Source organism: Streptococcus suis, assembly GCF_024509555.1.
In the GTDB taxonomy this organism is placed as follows: Bacteria; Bacillota; Bacilli; order Lactobacillales; family Streptococcaceae; genus Streptococcus; species Streptococcus suis_AD.
In genome coordinates this window covers 17,428-37,078 of record NZ_JAMWEL010000021.1, presented here as the reverse complement: position 1 = coordinate 37,078, position 19,651 = coordinate 17,428, and the positions used below count along the sequence as shown (strand labels likewise).

The window sequence follows — 19,651 nt, the reverse complement described above, 5'->3', positions numbered from 1 at the left end:
ACTCATTAGTTAAGTGACGATAGCCTAGGAGATACACCTGTTCCCATGCCGAACACAGAAGTTAAGCCCTAGAACGCCTGAAGTAGTTGGGGGTTGCCCCCTGTGAGATACGGTAGTCGCTTAGCAAGATTCCGCCATAGCTCAGTTGGTAGAGCGCATGACTGTTAATCATGATGTCACAGGTTCGAGCCCTGTTGGCGGAGTAAAGAGAAATCTTTAATATGGTCCGTTGGTCAAGGGGTTAAGACACCGCCTTTTCACGGCGGTAACACGGGTTCGAATCCCGTACGGACTATTTTTGGAGGATTACCCAAGTCCGGCTGAAGGGAACGGTCTTGAAAACCGTCAGGCGTGTAAAAGCGTGCGTGGGTTCGAATCCCACATCCTCCTTTTGATTAGCGCGGGATGGAGCAGCTAGGTAGCTCGTCGGGCTCATAACCCGAAGGTCGTAGGTTCAAATCCTGCTCCCGCAATATGGCTCGGTAGCTCAGTTGGTAGAGCAATGGATTGAAGCTCCATGTGTCGGCGGTTCGATTCCGTCTCGCGCCATTAACTTAATATTTTGGAGAGATAGCGAAGAGGCTAAACGCGGCGGACTGTAAATCCGCTCCTTCGGGTTCGGGGGTTCGAATCCCTCTCTCTCCATACCTTTACGGGCATAGTTTAAAGGTAGAACTAAGGTCTCCAAAACCTTCAGTGTGGGTTCAATTCCTACTGCCCGTGTTGATGGCGGGTGTGGTGAAGTGGTTAACACATCAGATTGTGGCTCTGACATTCGGGGGTTCGATTCCCCTCACTCGCCTATTTTATATTGGGGTATCGCCAAGCGGTAAGGCAAGGGACTTTGACTCCCTCATGCGTTGGTTCGAATCCAGCTACCCCAGTTTAACTATAAGCCGGCGTGGCGGAATTGGCAGACGCGCTGGACTCAAAATCCAGTGTCCGCAAGGACGTGCCGGTTCGACCCCGGCCGCCGGTATAGTTTAAAAGGCTCTTTGTCAACTGTAGTGGGTAGACGAAAAGCTAACACCTAGAGAGAACGAAATTCGTTCTCTCTTTTTCAATATTCAAAGCAATGTAAATCTTAGTTTTAAAGTTCCTAAACCCGAAAGCCTGCCTCTTGATGTCCTTGATGAGTTTATTGGTCACTTCCAGTTGAGCGTTGGAATAGGGAAGCTCAATGGCGTTTGTGATATAAGTTTTATACTTTAGAAAAGTCTTAAAGGCAGAATTGACTATGTTCATGTTGTTCTTTAGAATCTTGAAGAAATAGTTCGAGTTCTTCTCTTGGAAATGGAAGAGTTCATAATAGAATTTCAATTCATCTGAGAAATCCAATGTCTTCTGGACAACCTCTCTCGGTGTTAATGTTTGCCCAAAATTGCGGGTATAGAAGTGATTCAGTGACAGTTTACGGCTATCTTTTTGGAGTAAATCAGTCCAGTGGACTGATTTAGCCTGAGCCTAGAAATAGGAGAGCGAAGTTCCAGTAGCGATTCTGGAAACTGTATTCTTGAGATTTTCTAACGAAATGATTCATAATTTGAATACGGATACGGTTCATAGCACGGCTCAGGTGTTGGATAATGTGAAATCTATCAAGGACAATTTTAGCCTTTGGGAGTGAAACAGTCTGGGAATAGACTGTTTCAGCCTGAGTCTAGAGATAGGAAAGCGAAGGGACTAGCTATTTTGTAGCCAAAGCATGGTTACGACCTTGACAGTCTCTCTGACATCCCTAGGATACTTGTAGAAATAGTTCTTGAAGGTGACTTGGCGGTTGTCTTCTAGAATGGTCACAATCCGTCTTGTCTCAAAATCCTGAGCAATAAAGGCTAGTTTTCCCTTATTTCGACTAAATTCATCCCAGCTTAAGACTTTTGGTAATTTCATAAAATCATGCTCAAATTGAAACTGAACCAGTTTCCTCTGGACGACCGACACAGAGACATGTAGTCTCCTAGCGATGGCTATATTGGTCATATTTTCTGTATGGAGTTGTGTAACTTTCTCCCAAATAGGTTGGGAAATCTGACAGTTTTTCTTGACTAGAGCTGTCTCAGCTACGGTCACTTTTTTGCAAGATTTGCACTGAAACCGGCGTTTTTTAAGCAGGAGGAAGGTTGGAAACCCCTGACAATCTAAAATAGGGATTTTTGACGACTTTTGAAAATCGTGCTTGATACATTTTCCTTGACAATGAGAACAACCAGGACTTTCGTAATCTAGCTTTTCCCGAATTTCCAGATGGGTCAGATGTTTCAAAACAAAGAGAATTTTGATGTTTTTGTCTTTGATTCCGATTAGTTCTGTTGCATGATAAAGTTGTTCCATATGAACCCTTTCTAATGAGTTGTTTTGTCGCTTTTCATTATAGGTCATATGGGACTTTTTTTCTACACTCAAAAAGGCTCCATAATCTCTACAGTGGATTTACCCACTACAGTCTTATAGAGCCGTTTTTTAAAGTTTTCAAAGTTCCTGAAACTAAAGGCATTTCTCTTAATGACTTTGATGAGATTATTGGTAGCTTCCAGTTTGGCGTTGAAATAAGGCAATTCTAGGGCATTCAAAACCTTGTCTTTATCCTTTAGACAAGACACCTTTACTTTATCATAAAGAAAAAGTAGTGAATACTTTCTCCCGTCGGAGATTTCCTCACTACTAATCTTAGTATGTTTTTTTGATTGCTGTCGCTTCTAATTCAGATTGTATGAAGGAGTTTTTGAAGCACTTATCCTTAGAATACTCTGATAACTACATTGTTTTGGTGATGGACAATAACATTTGGCATAAATCGAAGACTTAGAAATACCGACAAATATTGAGTTTGTTTGCATACCTCTTTGTACAACAGATATGAATCTAAATGAATATGTTTGGGTGGAAATTCGTAATTGTGATTTCAATGATTTAGCACTAAAGACCTTGGAAGAGGTGATGGATAGTCTGAAAGTAATCATTCAAAGTTTACATGACACTGATTTAAAGTCAATAGTTAATAGGCGATGGGCACGAGATATCTATTTTTGTTTTTTGTATAGTATTAATTTTTTTCCCTCATCAGTATAATATACTGGACATATTCAAATTCGACCTAATAAAGATATTATCACTTTTGTATGATAGAGTTACTTGAAAAAAGTCTATCATAATTTGACAATTTTGGATTTTATGATATACTTAACAAGTTAACAATTAATCGATTAAGGAAACATCTATGAGTAAGCTTGCACATTTTATAGAACTCAAATTACAGGAGATTATCCTGAGTTCTGAAAATCATTTGGAAATTTTGGTTGGGGCTTGCCAGAGTCAAGAAACGCTGACTAATACACAGGAACATATCTTGATGTTGATTGAGAATAAGTCATATACTAGTTCTGAGATTGCTAAGGAATTAGGGGTTAGCCAGGCTGCTATTACCAAGGCTGTTAAATCTTTGTTGGCAAAAGATATGTTGATGGGGATGCGGGATGAAAAGGATGCACGTATCATTCGGTATCAGTTGACTGATAAGGCCAAGCCAATTGCTTTAGAACATGCGCATCATCATGAATTGACTATTGCTACTTATGACGAAGTATTGGCTGCATATAGCCAAGAGGAACAAGAGATTATTGGTCGTTTTTTGACTGATTTAGTTGGGAAAATTAAAAAGTAATGAGATATATCACTGTTGAAGACTTGTCTTTTTCATATGAACAAGAACCGGTCTTAGAGCACATTTATTATCACTTGGATAGTGGAGAATTTGTAACACTTACTGGGGAGAATGGAGCAGCAAAGTCGACTTTGATTCGTGCGACGCTGGGAATTTTGAAACCCTTGTCTGGCTCTGTTGTGATTTCTGATAAGAGTATTTCGGGTAAGAAATTGCGGATGGCCTATCTTCCACAGCAGATTGCTAGCTTTAATGCTGGTTTTCCAAGTACTGTTTTGGAATTTGTTCGTTCGGGGCGTTACCCAAGGCAGGGTTGGTTTAGACGGTTGACAGCTCACGATGAGGAACATGTGAAGAAGAGTTTGGAATCGGTTGGTATGTGGGATCATCGAGATAAAAAACTGGGTTCACTGAGCGGTGGACAAAAGCAACGGGCTGTTATTGCTCGGATGTTTGCATCTGATCCGGATATTTTCATCTTAGATGAGCCAACCACTGGAATGGATAGTGGGACCAAGGACGATTTTTACCGCCTTATGCACCATTCTGCTAAGATGCATGGAAAGGCTGTTTTGATGATTACTCATGATCCTGATGAGTTGAGTCGGTATGCAGATCGCAATATTCATTTGGTTCGTGATCAGGCTTCTCCTTGGCGCTGTTTCAATGTTCATGATGCGGAATTAGAATCGGAGGTAGGCCATGTTTGATCTGTCTATTTTCCAGTATGATTTCATGCAGCGGGCTTTTTTGGCAATTATTGCCATGAGTTTGTTTTCGCCAATCCTGGGTGTTTTTCTCATTCTCAGAAGACAGAGTTTGATGTCAGATACCCTTAGTCACGTTTCCTTAGCAGGTGTGGCGTTTGGTTTGGTTTTGGGGATTTCTCCAACTGTGTCAACCTTACTTGTTGTGATTGTGGCAGCAGTCTTTCTTGAGTACTTGCGGACGATCTATAAAAACTTTATGGAAATCGGTACAGCTATTTTGATGTCAACAGGTCTGGCTATTTCCCTTATTGTTATGAATAAGTCTGGCGGTAAGTCGAGTTTGAGTTTAGATCAATATCTATTTGGATCGATTGTCACTATTAGCCAGGAACAGGTCTGGGCTTTGTTTGGCATTGCAGTTGCGGTTATCTTGTTGACCCTTCTCTTTCTGCGTCCTATGTATATCTTGACTTTTGACGAGGATACGGCTTTTGTTGACGGATTACCAGTACGTGCCATGTCTATTGCTTTTAATGTGGTGACAGGTGTCGCCATTGCCCTGATGATTCCTGCGGCTGGTGCCCTCTTGGTATCGACCATCATGGTCTTGCCTGCAGCCATTGCGCTTCGTCTAGGGAAAAATTTTAAGTCGGTGATTGTGATCGGAATGTCGATTGGTTTCTTTGGAATGGTCACTGGTTTGTTGACATCTTACTATGCTGAAACACCTGCAAGTGCCAGCATCACCTTGATTTTTATTAGTATTTTCTTATTGGTGAATTTAGTAGCCAAGTTTAAAAAATAGGAGGAATTATGAAAAAATTAGCTCTTTTAGGTTTGGGATTATCATTCTTCGCCTTGTCTGCCTGTGGTAATAGCACAGCTTCTCAAAATGATGAGTTGAACATCGTGACCACCTTTTATCCTGTTTATGAGTTTACCAAGCAGGTAGTAGGCGAGGAAGGCACAGTTGATTTGTTGATTGAGGCGGGAACAGAAGTTCATGACTTTGAGCCATCTGCCAAGGACATTGCCGTTATTCAAGAAGCGGATACCTTTGTCTATGAAAATGAAAATATGGAGACTTGGGTGCCAGATGTTTTAGACAGTATTGATACTGAAGCGGTTGGTGTCATCAAGGCGACGGAGGGAATGTTGCTCTTGCCTGGTAGCGAGGAAGAAGAACATGACCATGCTGAAGGGGAAGAACATAACCATGCATATGACCCACATGTATGGTTGTCACCAGAGCGTTCCATTACCTTGGTAGAAACCATTCGGGATGGTTTGATTGCCCAGTATCCTGAGAAAAAAGCTGCTTTTGAAGAAAATGCAGCAGCCTATATTGAAAAGCTAGAAGCTCTGCATTCTCAATACACAGAAACCTTGTCAGCTGCTAAGCAAAAATACTTTGTTACCCAGCACACTGCCTTTGCTTATTTGGCTTTGGATTATGGTTTGCACCAAGTATCCATCACCGGTGTCTCTGCAGACCAAGAGCCTACGGCAACTCGCTTGGCAGAATTGGCTGAATACATCAAGACCTATGGCATCAAGTACATCTACTTTGAAGAAAATGCTTCTTCAGCAGTGGCAGAAACCTTGGCAAAAGAAACTGGCGTGGAACTGGACGTTTTGGATACGCTTGAGAGTGTAACGACAGAAGCTATGGATAGTGGTGAGGATTATATTTCCATCATGGAAGCAAACTTGGCGGCTTTGGAAAAAACAACCAGCCAAGCAGGAGTGGAAATCTTGCCAGAAGAGGGTGCTGAGACGGCTCAGACGGTTTACAATGGTTATTTTGAAGATTCTGCTGTTAAAGACCGCACTTTGTCAGATTATGTCGGGGAGTGGCAGTCTGTGTATCCTTACTTGCTAGACGGTACGCTGGACCAAGTCTGGGACTACAAGGCTAAGCTCAAAGGAGGCATGACAGCTGAAGAGTATAGGGCATACTACGACACAGGTTACAAGACAGACGTTGATCAAATCAACATTACTGACAATACCATGGAGTTTGTAGTGGGAGACAAGTCTTACAAGTATACCTATAAGTACGTGGGTTATGAAATTTTGACTTATAAAAAAAGTAACCGTGGGGTTCGTTTCTTATTTGAAGCAACGGATGCCGATGCTGGTGACTACAAGTATGTACAATTCAGCGACCACAATATCGCACCTGTTAAGACAGGCCATTTCCATATCTATTTTGGTGGAGAGAGCCAAGAAAAACTCTTGGAAGAATTGGAAAACTGGCCGACCTACTATCCAGTTGGTTTGACTGGTTTGGAAATTGGTCAGGAAATGCTGGCTCACTAACATAGGAAAATCGACCGAGTATCTTGCTCGGTCTTTCTTCTTGACATTTTTTGACTACAAATGTAAACTGATTGTAGAAATGTGATTGGAGGTGAATGTGTGGAGCAGACAATTTCTGCTGCGGAGTGGCAGGTCATGCGGGTTCTGTGGGCCCATCCTGGTGCGACTTCCCAGGAAATTATTCAGGCCTTGCAGGAGGGTTTTGATTGGCAGGCGACGACCATTAAGACACTCTTGGGGCGGCTGCGGAAGAAAAATTATTTGAGAATGGCTAAGGAAACTAGCAAGTATCACTATTATCCGCTGATCAGTGAAGCAGAACATTTGCAGGGGCAGGTGGAGCTCTTACTAGCTACCATATGTTCCACAAAACAGGGGAGACTGGTTGAAAAACTGCTAGACACAGGGATATTTTCCCAAAAAAGCCTAGAAAATCTAGCTAGCAAAATTTCTCAGCTGCAAAGGACTGCACCTGAGCAAATCGCTTGTCAGTGCTTGGCGGGACAATGTACCTGCGGGCATCATAAAAAAGGAGAACTACGATGAAACAAATCTTGAAGTTAAAAAACCTGTCTTGTCAAAACTGTGTCAAGCATGTGACCAATCACCTCTTGGACTTGGATGGGGTGGAAGAGGTGAAAATCCAGCTGGAAGGGCAGTTGGCGGAGGTGGAAACCTCTGTAGCCTATGACTTGGAACGGTACCAAGAGGTGCTGGATGATACAATCTATGAAGTGGAAGAATTGATATAAGCGAAAAAGCAGCCGTCGGGCTGCTTTTTATAATGCTTTGAGAAAATGAGTCAGGTCTAATTGTACTTGTGCAAGTGAAATTTGGTCCCAGAAGCCGTCTGATTGAAAGCGTGGAATCAGGTGGACATGGAAATGGGTGCCAGCATCAAACAGGCGGTCATTACAAGCCATGGTCACACCGTCAATCGCTAATTCCTGACAGAGTTTTTCAGTCAAAAAGACTTCCAAGTCCGAAAGCTCATAGCGAACAGTAGGTGGGACTTGACTGAGTGTGTCATAGTGGTCTTTACTGATAATCAACAGATGCCCAGTTTGAATAGGGTCAATGTCCCAGACTATCTTGAAATGCTCTGTCTGGTAGAGAATATCTTCTTCTTTGAGTTGGTGGCAAAAAATACAGGTCATAGTTACCTCCTTTTGATAGAGCAAAAGGAAATCACATAGGATTTCCATGAAAAACACTAATAAGTCAAAACAGAATATTTTTTCTTCCCGCGGCGGATAACGGTCAGCTCGCCGTCAATCTTGTCGCTGTCAGAAAGGCTATACTCCAAGTCTTGCACACGCTCACCATTGACATAGATGGCACCATTTGATACGTCCTCACGAGCCTGGCGTTTTGAATTGACAATACCAGAGGTAACCAAGAGTTCAACGATGTTAAGGTTGTCTTCAGCCTGTACAGCGTAGTTTGGAACGTTGCTGAGGCCCTGCTTGAGCTCTTTTGCGGACAGGTTTTTGATATTGCCTGCGAACAATTGCTCGGTGATGTTAAGGGCTTGGTTATAGGCTTCTTCACCGTGTACCAATGTCACCACTTCCTTAGCCAAAATTTTCTGAGCCAAGCGTTCATGACGAGCTGCGTCAAATTGTTTCTCGATTTCAGCAATCTCATCCAATGACAAGAAAGTGAAGATTTTCAAGAAACGAACGGCATCATCGTCCATGACATTGAGCCAGAATTGGTACATTTCATAAGGGGAAGTCTTGTCGGCATCCAACCAAACGGCGTTGCCTTCCGATTTGCCGAATTTCTTACCTGTCGAGTCGGTGATAAGTGGTACAGTCATGACGTGACCAGACTTGTCAGCCTTGCGGCGGAGCAATTCAGTACCGGCAGTCATGTTGCCCCACTGGTCAGAACCACCGATTTGCAGGGTTACATTGTGCTTGTCATTGAGTTCGTAGAAGTCATAGCCCTGCATGATTTGGTAGGCAAACTCGGTGTAGGAAATCCCTGTTTCAATCCGTTTTTTCACAGAGTCTTTACTCATCATGTAGTTGACCGTGTAGTATTTACCAACATCACGAAGGAAGTCAATAAAGCTGATGCCTGAGAACCAGTCGTAGTTGTTGACCATTTCAGCCTTATTATCACCATTTTCAAAATCCAAGAAGCGAGAGAGCTGACCTTGGATTTTTGTTACCCAACCGTCCACGGTATCTTTGGTTTGCAAGCTGCGCTCCGCATCCTTGAAGGAAGGGTCGCCAATCAGACCAGTTGCACCGCCAACTAGGGCGTAAGGCTTGTGGCCTGCCAACTGCAAGCGACGGCTAGTTAAGATAGCAACCAAGTGCCCCAAGTGTAAACTATCTGCTGTTGGATCGTATCCTGTGTAGTAAGATACTTGCCCTTCTGTCAATGCTTTTACCAAGGCTTCTTCGTCTGTCGTTTGAAAGACCAAGCCGCGAGCTTTTAGTTCTTCAAAAATGTTCATGCGTTTCTCCTTATATGATGCGATAAAAACCACATCTAACCAATAAAAATTCTCCCTTATTATACCATGAAATTGTGGAAAATAAACAAAATTTGGTATAATGGAAAGATAAGGAGTTACTATGCCGACTAAATCAGATAAGCAAAAAAGAAAATTAGAGAAATCTTTAATAGTCCCTAGGGAGATTATTGGTGTTTTATTACGTACAATAAAGTTGTTACTAAATTCAGTTGCTTTAATGTTGTTACTATTTGGGCTTTTTGGAGCTGGTGCTGGAATTGGTTATGTGACTAGTCTATTTGATAAGGTTGAAGTTCCAAATACAGAAGAGTTGCTAAAAAAAGTTTCAGAAGTGAGTAGTATTTCACAAGTTGTATACTCGGATGGTAGTTTGGTATCTGAAGTGTCTTCGGACTTGTTACGTACTCCCATTGAAAGAGACGGTATTTCAGAATATCTGAAACAGGCAGTTATTGCTACGGAAGATGAGACATTTGAAAGTCATAATGGGGTTGTGCCTAAGGCGGTTCTTCGTGCAGCCTTGGGGTCTGTTGGCTTAGGTTCCTCAAGTGGTGGATCTACTTTAACTCAGCAGTTAATCAAGCAACAGTACGTTGGAGATGCACCAACCTTTACTCGAAAAGCGAATGAAATTGTTTCCGCACTTGCCTTAGAGCGTAATATGAGCAAGGATGACATACTGACAACCTATCTCAATGTTTCTCCATTTGGCAGAAATAATCAAGGATTAAATATTGCTGGAGTAGAAGAGGCAGCACTAGGTATTTTTGGGAAGAATGCTAAAGATGTGACCGTTCCACAGGCAGCTTTTATTGCTGGCTTACCTCAGAGTCCAATTATCTATTCTCCGTATGCTTCAGACGGTACATTGAAGTCTCCAGAAAATATGGTTTACGGTCTGGAACGTTATCAGTCAGTATTGTTTAATATGTATCGAGCAGCTTTCTTAACCAAGGAAGAGTACGAAACCTACAAAAATTATGACATTACTCAAGATTTCTTAGCTCCAGCCCCAGTTTCAGGCGATACAAAGGATTATTTGTATTATGAGGTCATGGAAGAGGCAGAGCAAGTTATGTTTGACTACATTGTTGCTCGTGACAAGGTGTCTGAAAGTGACTTGAAAAATGATGAGACCAGACAGGCTTATGAAGAGCTAGCCAAACAAGAGTTAAGTCAAGGTGGCTATACAATTAAAAGTACAGTCAATAAGGCGATCCATGAAGCTATGCAAGTTGCAGTGGCTAACTATGGTTACTTACTTGATGAGGGGAATGGTTTAGTTGAGACAGGTTCAGTTCTTCTAGATAATAAGACGGGGGCTGTCTTAGGCTTTGTTGGTGGTAGGGATTATTCTCTTAATCAAAATAACCATGCTTTTAATACATTGCGTTCGCCGGCTTCTACTATAAAACCTATTTTGGCTTATAGTATTGCTATTGATCAAGGATTGATGGGGTCAGCAAGTATATTATCTGATTATCCAACTACCTTCTCAAGTGGAGAACAGATTATGCACGTTAATAGCAGAGGGACAGGGAAAATGGACCTGCAGACAGCCCTTAATCGATCTGTGAATATCCCAGCTTTTTGGACCTATAAGTTATTGCAACAATCGGGTGTGGATGTTCAAGGGTATATGGAGAAAATGAATTACCATATTCCTATGTATGATATTGAGAGCGTTCCGCTTGGCGGGGGTGTTGATATTTCTGTTGCAACCAATACGAATGCCTATCAGACATTGGCAAATGGAGGAGTTTACAATAAACACTATATTGTCGAAAATATTACAACTCCAGACGGGACGGTCATCTATCAGCATACGGCTGCACCGGTTCAGGTTTATTCTAAAGCAACTTCAAGTATTATGATGCAACTCTTGAAGGGAGTTATTTCTTCCGGCTTAACAACTAGTTATGCAAGTCGTATACAGTCAATAAATCCACAGATTATGGCTGGAACTGACATCGTAGGTAAAACCGGAACTAGTAGCGATGCAGCAGATGCGTGGTTGATGTTGTCTACTCCGCAGATTACCTTAGGAACTTGGGCTGGACATGATGACAACACAGGTATGAGTGTTATGGCTGGTTACAACAATAATTCTCACTATGTTGCTTATTTATCTAATTCCATTTATCAGGTGGCACCGGAATTGTTTACTGGTCGATTTGAATTAGATAGCAGTGTGATATCTTCTACTGTTGTGACTTCAACAGGTCAGCGTGCAGGAACTGTGCAGGTAAATGGTCGTCAAGTAACGGTTGGTGGTGCGACTACGACAAGTTACTGGGCTAAGAATGGCGCTCCTGTGACAAGTTATAATTTCATGATAGGAGGCACAGATAGTGATCGTGCTCAGGCATGGAGTACTGTATTTGGAACACAACAAACAACATCAAGTAGCTCTAGCCGTCGAACAAGTGCTAGTTCATCTGGGCAAAGTCAATCAGAAACCCAAACTACGACAAGTAATCAAAATAATGATGATTAGTCTTGTATTTTTGTGAGCATTGTGATATAATTTTATAAATAATTTGTCGTGTGTCTTGTTTGAAATATTGTCCAAATAAGACTTGCAGCAGTTAAATCAAACTTTTTATAAGGAAGATTTAGCTGCTCTTTTTGTGTCTATGAGGGATTATATTGAGAATTGTTACTTATTCTTAAAAATTCTAAATATTCAGAAAAAGGGCAAGTGTTGGTCATTTGATGGCTGTTTATAATTGAACTCGACCTAAAACCTGTGTGAAAAAGTGTATGAAATGTTTACTTTGGTTTGTCACACTCAACGTCGTAAACGCCTGGCCTTTCTTCGACTATTCGTCAAGAAAGTCCTAGTCGTTCTGACGAGGGTGCGTCAACGAAATCAAAGATTTCGGACTTACCGCTTATTTTCACTTTGGTTTTCACGGTCTCGTATCTTATTACAAAGGAGAAAACTTTTGGCAGGACATGAAGTTCAGTACGGTAAGCACCGTACCCGTCGTAGTTTTTCAAGAATCAAGGAAGTTCTTGATTTACCAAATTTGATTGAAATCCAAACGGATTCATTTAAAGATTTTCTTGATTATGGTTTGAAAGAGGTCTTTGAAGATGTACTTCCAGTTTCAAACTTTACAGATACCATGGAATTGGAATTTGTGGGTTATGAGTTGAAGCAACCAAAATATACTTTGGAAGAGGCGCGTGCACACGATGCTAACTACTCAGCTCCAATTTATGTAACTTTCCGTCTTGTGAATAAGGAAACTGGTGAGATTAAAACTCAGGAAGTTTTCTTCGGTGAGTTTCCAATCATGACTGAAATGGGTACCTTCATCATCAACGGTGCAGAGCGTATCATCGTTTCTCAGTTGGTTCGTTCACCAGGTGTCTACTTCAATGATAAAGTAGATAAGAACGGTAAAGTAGGTTATGGTTCAACGGTTATCCCTAACCGTGGAGCTTGGTTGGAATTGGAAACAGATTCAAAAGACATTGCCTACACTCGTATTGACCGTACGCGTAAGATTCCGTTCACAACGCTAGTACGTGCGCTTGGTTTCTCAGGTGATGATGAAATCTTCGATATCTTTGGTGATAGCGAATTGGTCCGCAACACTATTGAGAAAGATATTCATAAAAATCCAGCGGATTCTCGTACAGATGAAGCCCTCAAGGAAATCTATGAGCGTCTTCGTCCAGGTGAACCAAAGACAGCTGAAAGTTCTCGTAGCCTTTTGACAGCTCGTTTCTTTGACCCTCGTCGCTACGACTTGGCACCTGTTGGTCGTTACAAGATCAATAAGAAACTCAATCTCCGTACTCGTTTGCTCAACCAAACACTTGCTGAGCATGTGATTAACGGTGAGACAGGCGAAATCGTCTTGGAAGCTGGTACTGTCTTGAGCCGTGATGTGCTTGAAAAAGTAGAAGCACAATTCGATGAGCTCAACTTGGTAGAATACATTCCAAATGACAACGCTGTTCTTCTTGAGCCAGTTCTCTTGCAGAAATTCAAGATTGTAGCTCCTAAGGATCCAGAACGTGTAGTCACTGTGATTGGTAATGCCAATCCAGCTGAAAATGTGCGTATTGTTACACCAGCAGATATCTTGGCTGAGATGAGCTACTTCCTCAACTTGGCTGAAGGACTTGGTCGTGTAGATGATATTGACCACTTGGGTAACCGTCGTATTCGTGCCGTTGGTGAATTGCTTGCCAATCAAGTACGTATCGGTTTGACCCGTATGGAACGTAACTTGCGTGAGCGTATGTCTGTTCAAGACAATGAAGTATTGACGCCACAACAAATCATCAATATCCGTCCTGTTACAGCCGCAATCAAAGAATTCTTTGGTTCATCTCAGTTGTCACAGTTCATGGACCAACACAACCCACTTTCTGAGTTGTCTCACAAACGCCGTTTGTCAGCCTTGGGACCGGGTGGTTTGACTCGTGACCGTGCTGGCTATGAGGTTCGAGACGTTCACTACACTCATTATGGTCGTATGTGTCCGATTGAAACGCCTGAAGGACCTAACATCGGTTTGATCAATAACTTGTCTTCTTATGGTCACCTCAACAAGTATGGTTTCATTCAAACACCATACCGTAAGATTGACCGTGCAACTGGTACAGTTACAAACGAAATTGTTTGGTTGACTGCCGATGAAGAAGATGCTTACATCGTGGCTCAATCTACATCGCCACTTGATGAAAACAACCGTTTCATCGACAAGATTGTTATGGGTCGTCACCAAGGTAACAACCAGGAATTCCCAGCTGATTCAGCAGACTTCATGGATGTTTCTCCAAAACAGGTAGTTGCCGTTGCGACAGCGTGTATTCCTTTCTTGGAAAACGATGACTCCAACCGTGCCCTCATGGGTGCCAACATGCAACGTCAGGCTGTTCCATTGATTGATCCAAAAGCACCTTACGTTGGTACTGGTATGGAATATCAGGCTGCCCATGACTCAGGTGCGGCAGTTATTGCTCAACACGATGGTAAGGTTGTTTACGCGGATGCAGAAAAAGTTGAGGTTCGTCGTGAAGATGGCTCCTTGGATGTTTACAGCATTCAGAAATTCCGTCGTTCAAACTCAGGTACAGCCTACAACCAACGTACCCTTGTTAAATTGGGTGATGTTGTAGAAAAAGGTGATTTTATCGCAGATGGTCCTTCTATGGAACGTGGGGAAATGGCTCTTGGTCAAAACCCTATCGTTGCCTACATGACCTGGGAAGGTTACAACTTCGAGGATGCGGTTATCATGTCTGAACGCCTTGTGAAAGACGATGTCTATACATCTGTTCATTTGGAAGAATACGAATCAGAAACCCGCGATACTAAGTTAGGCCCTGAAGAAATCACTCGCGAAATTCCAAACGTTGGTGAAGATGCTCTTCGCAACTTGGACGAAATGGGTATTATCCGTATTGGTGCCGAAGTTAAAGAAGGCGACATTCTTGTTGGTAAAGTCACTCCAAAAGGTGAAAAAGATCTTTCTGCTGAAGAACGTCTCTTGCACGCTATCTTCGGTGATAAGTCACGTGAAGTTCGTGATACATCTCTTCGTGTACCTCACGGTGCCGATGGTGTCGTTCGTGATGTGAAAATCTTTACCCGTGCCAACGGTGATGAATTGCAATCAGGTGTTAACATGTTGGTTCGTGTTTACATCGCTCAAAAACGTAAGATCAAGGTCGGAGATAAGATGGCCGGTCGTCACGGTAACAAGGGTGTCGTTTCACGTATTGTACCTGTTGAGGATATGCCATATCTTCCAGACGGAACGCCAGTTGACATCATGTTGAACCCACTTGGGGTGCCATCACGTATGAACATCGGTCAGGTTATGGAACTTCACTTGGGTATGGCGGCTCGCAACTTGGGTATCCATATTGCAACACCAGTTTTCGATGGTGCAAGTTCAGAAGACCTCTGGTCAACTGTTAAAGAAGCAGGTATGGATTCAGATGCCAAGACCATTCTTTACGATGGACGTACAGGTGAGCCATTTGATAACCGTGTGTCTGTCGGTGTCATGTACATGATCAAGCTTCACCACATGGTTGATGATAAGCTTCACGCCCGTTCAGTCGGACCATACTCACTCGTTACCCAACAGCCACTCGGAGGTAAGGCTCAGTTTGGTGGTCAGCGTTTCGGTGAGATGGAGGTTTGGGCCCTTGAAGCCTACGGTGCTTCAAACGTCCTTCAAGAAATCTTGACTTATAAGTCAGATGATGTGACAGGCCGTCTGAAAGCCTATGAAGCCATCACCAAAGGTAAACCAATTCCAAAACCAGGTGTTCCAGAATCCTTCCGCGTTCTTGTCAAAGAATTGCAATCACTTGGTTTGGATATGCGTGTCCTTGATGAAGACAACAATGAAGTAGAATTGCGTGACCTTGATGAAGGTGAAGATGATGACATCATCCACGTAGATGATCTTGAAAAAGCACGTGCAAAAGCCGCAGCTGACGCAGCCGCAGCCTTTGCAGCAGAAGAAGCAGAAGGCAAAGAATAATTAGAATGGATGGAACAAGTTGGTCCTTGTTCTAGTGATAATTAGGACAAGGACTGGCTGACTTTATCCGTTTGATTTATGGAAGAGTAATGAAATGGTTATTCCTCCTACCTTATGTAGATAATTCAAGAATTTGAGGTGTGGAAATCCAGCCTCTCACAAGAAAAGAAAGGGATTATTAGTGGTTGACGTAAATCGATTTAAAAGTATGCAAATCACGTTAGCTTCACCAAGTAAGGTTCGTTCATGGTCTTACGGTGAGGTTAAAAAACCTGAAACAATCAACTATCGTACACTCAAACCAGAACGTGATGGACTTTTTGACGAAGTCATCTTTGGTCCAACAAAAGACTGGGAGTGTTCATGTGGTAAATACAAGCGTATCCGTTATAAAGGGATCACTTGTGACCGCTGTGGTGTGGAAGTAACTCGTGCAAAAGTCCGTCGTGAACGTATGGGACACATTGAGTTGAAAGCACCCATTTCACACATTTGGTATTTCAAAGGCATTCCAAGTCGTATGGGCCTGACCTTGGATATGAGCCCACGTGCGCTTGAAGAAGTTATTTACTTCGCAGCTTATGTGGTCATCGATCCAAAAGATACACCGCTTGAGCACAAGTCTATCATGACAGAGCGTGAATATCGTGAGCGTTTGCGTGAATATGGCTATGGTTCATTCGTTGCCAAAATGGGTGCAGAAGCCATTCAAGACCTCTTGAAGCAAGTTGATCTTCCAAAAGAAATCGCAGCTTTGAAAGAAGAATTGAAAACAGCTTCTGGTCAAAAACGCATTAAAGCAGTTCGTCGCTTGGATGTATTGGATGCTTTCTATAAATCTGGTAACAAGCCCGAGTGGATGATTCTCAATATCCTTCCAGTTATTCCACCAGATTTGCGTCCGATGGTTCAGTTGGATGGTGGCCGTTTTGCGGCGTCTGACTTGAACGAACTCTACCGCCGTGTTATCAACCGTAACAACCGTTTGGCTCGTCTCTTGGAACTGAACGCTCCAGGTATCATCGTACAAAACGAAAAACGGATGCTCCAAGAAGCTGTAGATGCTTTGATTGACAACGGTCGCCGTGGTCGTCCAATCACAGGACCAGGTAGCCGTCCGCTCAAATCACTCAGCCACATGCTTAAAGGTAAGCAAGGACGTTTCCGTCAAAACTTGCTTGGTAAGCGTGTTGACTTCTCTGGCCGTTCTGTTATCGCCGTTGGTCCAACGCTTAAAATGTACCAATGTGGTGTGCCCCGCGAAATGGCTATCGAGCTCTTCAAACCGTTTGTCATGCGCGAAATCGTTGCCCGTGATATTGCTGGTAACGTCAAAGCTGCAAAACGTTTGATTGAACGTGGGGATGATCGTATCTGGGATATCTTGGAAGAAGTGATCAAAGAACACCCAGTTCTTTTGAACCGCGCACCTACCCTTCACCGTTTGGGGATCCAGGCTTTTGAGCCAGTTCTGATCGACGGTAAGGCTCTTCGCTTACACCCGCTTGTCTGTGAAGCCTATAACGCCGACTTCGACGGTGACCAGATGGCCATTCACGTTCCATTGTCAGAAGAAGCTCAAGCAGAAGCACGTATCCTTATGCTCGCGGCAGAACACATCCTTAACCCTAAAGATGGTAAACCAGTTGTAACACCGTCTCAGGATATGGTTTTGGGTAACTACTACTTGACCATGGAAGATGCTGGTCGTGAAGGTGAAGGTATGGTCTTCAAGGATGCGGATGAAGCTGTTATGGCACACCGCAATGGCTATGTTCACTTGCATACTCGTGTAGGTATCGCAACAGATAGCCTCGATAAACCTTGGAAAGACAACCAAAAACACAAGATTATGATGACAACTGTCGGAAAAATCTTGTTTAACGCGATTATGCCTGAAGGACTTCCTTACTTACAAGAGCCAAACAACGCTAACTTGACAGAAGGAACTCCTGATAAATACTTCTTGGAACCAGGTTCAGATATCAAGGTTGCTATTGCAGAATTGCCAATCAACCCACCATTCAAGAAGAAAAATCTTGGTAACATCATCGCTGAAATCTTCAAGCGTTTCCGTACAACTGAAACATCAGCCCTCCTTGACCGTTTGAAAGACTTGGGTTACTATCACTCAACACTTGCTGGTTTGACAGTGGGTATTGCCGATATTCCGGTCATCGACAACAAGGCTGAAATCATCGAAGAATCTCACGAACGTGTAGAACAAATCAAGAAACAATTCCGTCGTGGTATGATTACTGACGATGAGCGTTATGCAGCTGTTACAGATGAATGGCGTTCAGCTAAGGAAAAATTGGAAAAACGCCTGGTTGAAAAACAAGATCCGAAGAACCCTATCGTTATGATGATGGACTCTGGTGCCCGTGGTAACATTTCCAACTTCTCCCAGTTGGCCGGTATGCGTGGTCTGATGTCAGCTCCGAACGGACGTATCATGGAATTGCCGATCTTGTCTAACTTCCGTGAAGGTCTTTCGGTATTGGAAATGTTCTTCTCAACTCACGGTGCCCGTAAGGGTATGACGGATACGGCCTTGAAGACAGCCGACTCAGGTTACTTGACTCGTCGTTTGGTTGACGTTGCCCAAGACGTTATTATCCGTGAAGACGACTGTGGAACTGACCGTGGTCTTGACATCCGTTCTATCACAGATGGCAAGGAAATGATCGAGCCACTTGAAGAGCGTTTGCAAGGTCGTTATACTAAGAAAACTGTTAAACATCCTGAAACGGGTGCAGTCATCATTGGTCCAAACCAATTGATTACTGAAGATATTGCCCGTGAAATTGTCAATGCAGGTGTTGAACAAGTAACTATCCGTAGCGTATTTACATGTAACACTCGTCACGGTGTCTGCCGTCATTGTTACGGTATCAACTTGGCAACAGGTGATGCGGTTGAAGTGGGTGAAGCAGTTGGTACAATTGCAGCCCAATCAATTGGTGAACCTGGTACACAGCTTACAATGCGTACCTTCCACACGGGTGGTGTAGCCTCAAATAGCGATATCACGCAGGGTCTTCCTCGTGTCCAAGAGATCTTTGAAGCCCGCAATCCGAAAGGGGAAGCGGTTATCACAGAGGTTAAAGGTGAAGTTATCGCCATTGAAGAAGATGCCTCTACTCGTACTAAGAAAGTCTTTGTTAAAGGTGTGACTGGTGAAGGTGAATACGTGGTACCATTTACAGCCCGTATGAAGGTTGAAGTGGGTGACCAAGTTGCGCGTGGAGCAGCCCTTACCGAAGGTTCTATCCAACCAAAACGCTTGCTCGAAGTCCGTGATGTCTTGGCTGTTGAAACTTACCTTCTTTCTGAAGTTCAAAAAGTTTACCGTAGCCAGGGTGTAGAAATCGGCGACAAGCACATCGAGGTAATGGTTCGTCAAATGCTTCGTAAAGTTCGTGTCATGGATCCAGGTGACACAGATCTCCTCATGGGTACCCTCATGGATATCACAGACTTTACAGATGCCAATGCTGACGTGGTTATTGCAGGTGGTATTCCGGCAACAGCTCGTCCAGTTCTTATGGGTATCACTAAGGCTTCCCTTGAAACCAACTCATTCTTGTCTGCCGCATCCTTCCAGGAAACAACACGTGTCCTTACAGATGCAGCCATTCGTGGTAAACGTGATAACCTTCTTGGTCTTAAAGAAAACGTTATTATTGGTAAGATTATCCCAGCAGGTACAGGTATGGCCCGCTACCGTAATCTTGAACCACAAGCTATCAATGAAGTTGAAATCATTGAAGACACCGTTGCTGAAGAACTTGCAGCAGAAGCAGAGCTTGAAGCTGTAACTGAATAAGATTTTAGACACATCTCTTTCTGAGGGATGTGTTTTCTTGTGTTCAGAAATAAAGCGCTCACATAACTTGATAAGGAATTAACAAGCAGAATGTTTTCTTAAATCAGACGAATT

At 43.0% G+C, this 19,651-nt stretch carries 12 protein-coding genes, 10 tRNA genes, 1 rRNA gene and 1 pseudogene; 20 read left to right on the top strand and 4 right to left on the bottom strand.

Annotation, left to right across the window (positions count from 1 at the left end; translation table 11 throughout):
• The first annotated feature begins 9 nt into the window (after positions 1 to 9).
• The 11 genes from rrf (at position 10) to NF418_RS08700 (ending at position 979) form a co-directional block, all read left to right on the top strand.
• A 5S ribosomal RNA gene (rrf, locus tag NF418_RS08750) occupies positions 10 to 125 on the top strand.
• 5 nt (positions 126 to 130) lie between these two features.
• Positions 131 to 203: transfer RNA gene (locus tag NF418_RS08745), tRNA-Asn, on the top strand.
• A 20-nt stretch (positions 204 to 223) separates the two neighbouring features.
• Positions 224 to 295 (top strand) — tRNA-Glu (locus NF418_RS08740).
• A gap of 5 nt (positions 296 to 300) precedes the next feature.
• Positions 301 to 390 (top strand) — tRNA-Ser (locus NF418_RS08735).
• 9 nt (positions 391 to 399) lie between these two features.
• Positions 400 to 473 (top strand) — tRNA-Met (locus NF418_RS08730).
• 3 nt (positions 474 to 476) lie between these two features.
• Positions 477 to 549: transfer RNA gene (locus NF418_RS08725), tRNA-Phe, on the top strand.
• Positions 550 to 564: 15 nt separating this feature from the next.
• Positions 565 to 645: transfer RNA gene (locus tag NF418_RS08720), tRNA-Tyr, on the top strand.
• Positions 646 to 652: 7 nt separating this feature from the next.
• Positions 653 to 723: transfer RNA gene (locus tag NF418_RS08715), tRNA-Trp, on the top strand.
• A gap of 6 nt (positions 724 to 729) precedes the next feature.
• Positions 730 to 802: transfer RNA gene (locus tag NF418_RS08710), tRNA-His, on the top strand.
• Positions 803 to 812: 10 nt separating this feature from the next.
• A tRNA-Gln gene (locus NF418_RS08705) sits at positions 813 to 884 on the top strand.
• An 11-nt stretch (positions 885 to 895) separates the two neighbouring features.
• Positions 896 to 979 (top strand) — tRNA-Leu (locus NF418_RS08700).
• 44 nt (positions 980 to 1,023) lie between these two features.
• Here the strand turns inward: NF418_RS08700 and NF418_RS08695 are convergent.
• Together NF418_RS08695 and NF418_RS08690 are read right to left on the bottom strand one after the other, a co-directional pair.
• Positions 1,024 to 2,334 (bottom strand): annotated as a pseudogene (locus NF418_RS08695) (transposase).
• A 68-nt stretch (positions 2,335 to 2,402) separates the two neighbouring features.
• Entirely contained in the window at positions 2,403 to 2,669 is a 267-nt protein-coding gene (locus NF418_RS08690) for a transposase (RefSeq protein WP_373325957.1), read from the bottom strand.
• Between the two features lie 551 nt (positions 2,670 to 3,220).
• Here NF418_RS08690 and NF418_RS08685 point away from each other — a divergent pair.
• The 6 genes from NF418_RS08685 (at position 3,221) to NF418_RS08660 (ending at position 7,448) form a co-directional block, all read left to right on the top strand.
• On the top strand, positions 3,221 to 3,664 hold the full coding sequence (locus NF418_RS08685; RefSeq protein ID WP_172053609.1) for a zinc-dependent MarR family transcriptional regulator: 444 nt from the start codon (positions 3,221 to 3,223) through the stop codon (positions 3,662 to 3,664).
• The gene (locus NF418_RS08680; protein WP_256779264.1) at positions 3,664 to 4,374 is read left to right on the top strand and encodes a metal ABC transporter ATP-binding protein; all 711 of its coding nucleotides are present in this window, start codon (positions 3,664 to 3,666) and stop codon (positions 4,372 to 4,374) included. Before NF418_RS08685 ends, NF418_RS08680 begins: the two co-directional genes overlap by 1 nt.
• Complete coding sequence (locus NF418_RS08675) at positions 4,367 to 5,179, top strand: metal ABC transporter permease (protein ID WP_172053611.1); 813 nt, start codon at positions 4,367 to 4,369, stop codon at positions 5,177 to 5,179. The genes NF418_RS08680 and NF418_RS08675 overlap by 8 nt, the downstream gene beginning before the upstream one ends.
• Positions 5,180 to 5,187: 8 nt before the next feature.
• Positions 5,188 to 6,696 (top strand): metal ABC transporter solute-binding protein, Zn/Mn family, encoded by a 1,509-nt coding sequence (locus tag NF418_RS08670; protein ID WP_256779262.1) that lies wholly within the window; start codon positions 5,188 to 5,190, stop codon positions 6,694 to 6,696.
• Positions 6,697 to 6,795: 99 nt separating this feature from the next.
• Positions 6,796 to 7,242, top strand: coding sequence for a CopY/TcrY family copper transport repressor (locus tag NF418_RS08665; protein ID WP_256779260.1), 447 nt, complete (start codon positions 6,796 to 6,798; stop codon positions 7,240 to 7,242).
• Positions 7,239 to 7,448, top strand: coding sequence for a heavy-metal-associated domain-containing protein (locus NF418_RS08660; protein ID WP_256779259.1), 210 nt, complete (start codon positions 7,239 to 7,241; stop codon positions 7,446 to 7,448). Before NF418_RS08665 ends, NF418_RS08660 begins: the two co-directional genes overlap by 4 nt.
• Positions 7,449 to 7,475: 27 nt before the next feature.
• On the opposite strand, the gene NF418_RS08655 is transcribed toward NF418_RS08660, so the two are convergent.
• Complete coding sequence (locus tag NF418_RS08655; protein ID WP_256779258.1) at positions 7,476 to 7,853, bottom strand: HIT family protein; 378 nt, start codon at positions 7,851 to 7,853, stop codon at positions 7,476 to 7,478.
• Between the two features lie 56 nt (positions 7,854 to 7,909).
• Positions 7,910 to 9,166, bottom strand: a complete 1,257-nt coding sequence (gene tyrS, locus NF418_RS08650) for a tyrosine--tRNA ligase (RefSeq protein ID WP_256779256.1) — start codon at positions 9,164 to 9,166, stop codon at positions 7,910 to 7,912.
• 121 nt (positions 9,167 to 9,287) lie between these two features.
• Between tyrS and pbp1b the strand changes: the two genes are divergently transcribed.
• From pbp1b to rpoC, 3 genes are all read left to right on the top strand, one after another.
• Positions 9,288 to 11,684, top strand: coding sequence for a penicillin-binding protein PBP1B (gene pbp1b, locus NF418_RS08645; RefSeq protein WP_256779255.1), 2,397 nt, complete (start codon positions 9,288 to 9,290; stop codon positions 11,682 to 11,684).
• Positions 11,685 to 12,135: 451 nt separating this feature from the next.
• Positions 12,136 to 15,708: a DNA-directed RNA polymerase subunit beta gene (gene rpoB / locus NF418_RS08640; protein ID WP_256779254.1), complete on the top strand. Its 3,573-nt coding sequence runs from the start codon at positions 12,136 to 12,138 to the stop codon at positions 15,706 to 15,708.
• 181 nt (positions 15,709 to 15,889) lie between these two features.
• A complete protein-coding gene (gene rpoC / locus NF418_RS08635; protein ID WP_256779253.1) occupies positions 15,890 to 19,537 on the top strand; it encodes a DNA-directed RNA polymerase subunit beta' in 3,648 nt (1,215 codons plus the stop codon).
• Positions 19,538 to 19,651: the final 114 nt, after the last annotated feature.